The 4199-nt window shown below is 43.9% G+C and carries 2 protein-coding genes and 1 pseudogene; all 3 read left to right on the top strand.

What is annotated here, in order from left to right:
• Positions 1 to 127, top strand: a pseudogene (locus I2H74_RS24355) (carbohydrate ABC transporter permease); the annotation flags it as partial.
• Between the two features lie 83 nt (positions 128 to 210).
• Positions 211 to 1815 (top strand): extracellular solute-binding protein, encoded by a 1605-nt coding sequence (locus I2H74_RS24350; RefSeq protein ID WP_195576908.1) that lies wholly within the window; start codon positions 211 to 213, stop codon positions 1813 to 1815.
• 171 nt (positions 1816 to 1986) lie between these two features.
• On the top strand, positions 1987 to 3597 hold the full coding sequence (locus I2H74_RS24345) for an extracellular solute-binding protein (protein ID WP_195576907.1): 1611 nt from the start codon (positions 1987 to 1989) through the stop codon (positions 3595 to 3597).
• The last annotated feature ends 602 nt before the right edge of the window (positions 3598 to 4199 follow it).

The raw sequence follows: 4199 nt of genomic DNA, 5'->3' as shown, positions 1-4199 counted from the left end.
AGCTGAAGTCGCTTCCTTGCTCAAATACGGTGTCATCATCGTATCAACCTTGCCGGTTATCGCGGTCTACCCATTCTTGCAGCGTTACTTCGTTCAAGGGGTAATGATCGGTTCCGTAAAAGGATAATAACCCAGGCTTAAGCCTCGGATATTATACATTGCATGTTCTAGTAAGGGTCATGATTTCTAAACTAAAGGGAGGATCTGTTCATGGGAAAAGGTAAAAAGGTATTGGCACTTATCCTATCGTTAACACTCTGTGCATCATTGCTTGCAGCCTGTGGAGGCAAGTCTGATGAAGGCAGCAGCTCTGGCAGCAGTGCATCTGCCGCTGAAGTGAACAAAGAAGGCTTTCCGATTGTAAATGAGCCCGTTACGCTAACCATGATGGGACCGGATATGGGTATGGCAAAATGGTCCGACATGCTGTTCTTTAAGGAAATGGAGAAGAAAACAGGCATTAAGTTTCAATTCCAAAATGCTCCGAATGAAAACTTTGAAACGAAGCGTCAGCTTGTACTTGCAAGCGGCGACTATCCAGACGTATTCTTCGGTGGACAGTTCAAAGCTGCTGACGAAGTAAACTACGGCGGACAGGGCGTTCTTATTCCGCTTGAAGGCTACATTGATGGCGGATATGCACCGAATTTGAAAAAGATTTTGGATGAGAATCCAGACGTTCGCAAATCGATCACAACCCCAGACGGTCACATTTATTCCTTGCCATTCATCGACTTGGCAGCAGTATGGTATATGGGGCCGATGTGGTATAACGGTGAATTCCTGAAGAAGCTTGGCTATGATCAAGTGCCTCAAACCACTGATGAATTGTACACATTCTTGAAGCGAGTGAAAACAGAGGATCCAAACGGAAACGGCAAAGCAGACGAGATTCCTCTTACATCTGTTAAACTTAATGATGGAATCCGCATGTGGCTGATGGGCTCCTTCGGTATCGGCTATGAAGATATTTATGCCGATGCGAACGGCAAGGTGTCCTATGCGTTCACAGCAGACGGCTACAAAGACTATCTGACATTCATGAACAAGCTGTGGAATGAAGAATTGCTCGACCACGAGACATTCTCTCAAACCAATGAGCAAAAGAAAGCAAAAGGGAATAACAATCAAGTTGCGCTCTTCCAAGACTACCATGCTTACTTTACATTAGGCGGCGAGCCAAATACGGAAGACGTAATGTACCAGCCTGTTAAGAGCAATGTAGAAGGTTCTCCAGTTGCTGCGAAGCATCCAGGCTTGGCGAAGGGACCGTTCGCAATCTCTTCTTCGAACAAGCATCCTGAAGCAACTATGAGATGGGTAGACTACTTCTACTCCACTGAAGGTTCTGACTTCTTGGTGAATGGACCTGAAGGGCTTCTGTTCGAATATGTAAACAAAGATACGTTTGAGAAGAAACGTCTTGATGCTCCAGATGGCAAGGATCGTGAAGAATATCGTGCAACGATTACACCTGCATACGGCATCAACTTGCCGCAAATTGCAAACGAGCAAACGTCTAATGGCTTTAAAGATGACTTCTCCAAGTGGTTGGACGAAGAAACAGCGAAGAAGATTACACCAATTGCAAGAGTACCATTCCCTAGCATCTACTTGTCTCAAGACGAACAATCTCAAGTTACATCGATCCGTTCTGACTTGAAAACTTATGTAGAGCAAATGGAAGCTAAATTCATTACAGGTCAAGAGCCGCTTAGCAATTATGACAAATACATCGAAACAGCGAACAAAATGGGCGCTCAAAAGATGGTGGATATGTACCAAGCTGCTTACGATCAATGGAAAAACAACTAAGCATTAAACAGGTTTGACCGATAGTCATCTCAGCATTCATCTTATAATGACGAAGGCAGGGAGAAGAGAGAGATTCAACAGGTTTTCTTCTCCCTTGTCTATCGATATGTAGAATTTGAACAGGGGTAGCTAACAACAAGGTCAACATATTTCATTGCGGAGGTTATCCTTATGGTAAAAGGGAAAAAACTACTTGGCATTATCCTTTCTATTACGCTTTGCGCTTCCCTGCTTGCAGCATGCGGCGGTAAAGCGGACGACAGCGCAAGCTCCAATGGAACAGGCACACAAGCTGAAGCGAACATCAATAAAGATGGCTTCCCGATTGTAAATGAATCGGTCACATTATCGATGATGGGACCAGATGTAGGTATTGCGAAATGGGCGGATATGCCGTTCTTTAAGACCATGGAAGAAAAGACAGGCATTAAGCTTGAATTCAAAAATGCGCCAAACGACAGCTATGAAACCAAGCGTAACCTCGTACTGGCGAGCGGCGACGTTCCGGATATCTTCTTTGGCTATCAATTCAAATCCGCGGATGAAGTGAACTACGGCGGCCAAGGGGTATTGATTCCACTCGAAGATCTGATTGATCAATATGCGCCGAATATTAAAAAGATTTTGGACGAGAACCCAGATGTTCGCAAATCGATTACAACCCCAGACGGTCACATCTATACGCTTCCTAAGGTTGACTTGAATGCTGTATGGTACATGGGACCGATGTGGTATAACGGTAAGTTCCTAAAAGCGCTCGGTTATGACAAAGTGCCTCAAAACATCGACGAGTTGTACACTTACTTGAAGCGCGTGAAGACAGAAGATCCGAACGGAAACGGTCAAGCCGACGAGATTCCTTTGACTTCTGTAAAATTGAATGATGGTATCCGCATGTGGCTGATGGGCTCCTTCGGTCTTGGCTACGAGGATATTTATGCAGATAAAGACGGTAAGGTTCACTATGCTTACACTGAATCAGCTTACAAAGATTATTTGACATTCATGAATAAGTTGTGGAACGAAGAGCTTCTTGACCATGAGACATTCTCTCAAACGGATGAGCAAAAGGGTTCCAAGGGTAAAAACAACCAAGTGGGTCTGTTCCAATCCTACTATGCTTACTTCATGACGAACGGAACAGAGCCTAGCACCGAAGATCCAATGTACCAGCCTGTATCCAGCAGCATCGAAGGAACGCCTGTAGTGGCGAAGCATCCAGGCTTGGCTAAGGGCGCATTTGCGATTACAAATGCGAATAAGCATCCAGAAGCAACAATCCGTTGGATTGACTACTTGTATTCCACAGAAGGAGCAGAGCTTCTCAGCTATGGTCCAGAAGGCATGATGTGGGATTATGTAAACAAAGATACGCATGAGAAGAAGTGGAACGAAGTGCCGGATGGCAAAGACCGCGAAGAATATCGTGGATCCTTGACGCCAGACTATGGTATCGTTGTTCCTGGCATTGCGAACAATGAAGTGAAGAACGGCTTTATCAGCGACTTTGACAAGTGGATTGATGAAGAGAACAAAGAAAAGCTTCTTCCTTTCGCACGAGTACCATTCCCAAGCGTATACTTGTCTGAAGGCGATCAACAAACGGTATCTGCTACACGTTCTGACTTGAACACGTATGTAGAGCAAATGGAAGCGAAGTTCATTACAGGACAAGAACCGCTTGCAAACTTCGAAAAATATTTGGAAACCGCGAAGAAGATGGGTGCAGAGAAAATGGTTGAGATTTACCAAACGGCATACGATCAATGGAAGCAAAACTAATAAAGGTAGAATGAGTATTCCTATAGGAGAAAGGTTCCTGAGTATGACTGCGGTCATCTCAGGAATCTTTTTTTGTTGATAGGGGATGAAAATGTAAAATGGCCCTTTTATAAACAGTGTAATTGTCACTTTTTAGTTGACAATTACACTGTTTTTGATCGTGGTAAATAGGTCAAATTAGCCCCCTTAGCGTTATAAATGACACATTTCGACGTTGTTCACCAATTATCAATTTAGACTTTGAATCGCTGAAAGCCTTGCTATTAAAGGGTTTTCATTGGGAAATTGTCAGCGCTATTCGACATATTTACGCATTGTGCATTTCAATCTACAATTTGATATGTAAGCGCTAGCAATCACACCGCCGTCAGGAATGAGGCCAGTTGGTGATTGAAGAGATAAGATACATTTTCGGAGAGAGAATAGCGTGCACATCATTAGGTACAATTTTGGAAGGAGGGAATGAACACGATGCAACAGAATGGAGCAACTGCCCTTTCGGCTAACGTGGGTCAGAAGAAAAAGAGTACGAAATGGAAACAAATCACTCAGAACTGGGAGCTTTACTTATTAATAGCACCCGCGTTCTTCTACTTCTTGAT

Origin of the sequence: Paenibacillus sp. 1001270B_150601_E10, assembly GCF_015558675.1 — a bacterium.
GTDB lineage: Bacteria > Bacillota > Bacilli > Paenibacillales > Paenibacillaceae > Paenibacillus_B.
Note: the sequence above shows the minus strand (reverse complement) of the source record. Positions and strands in the feature narration are given on the sequence as shown.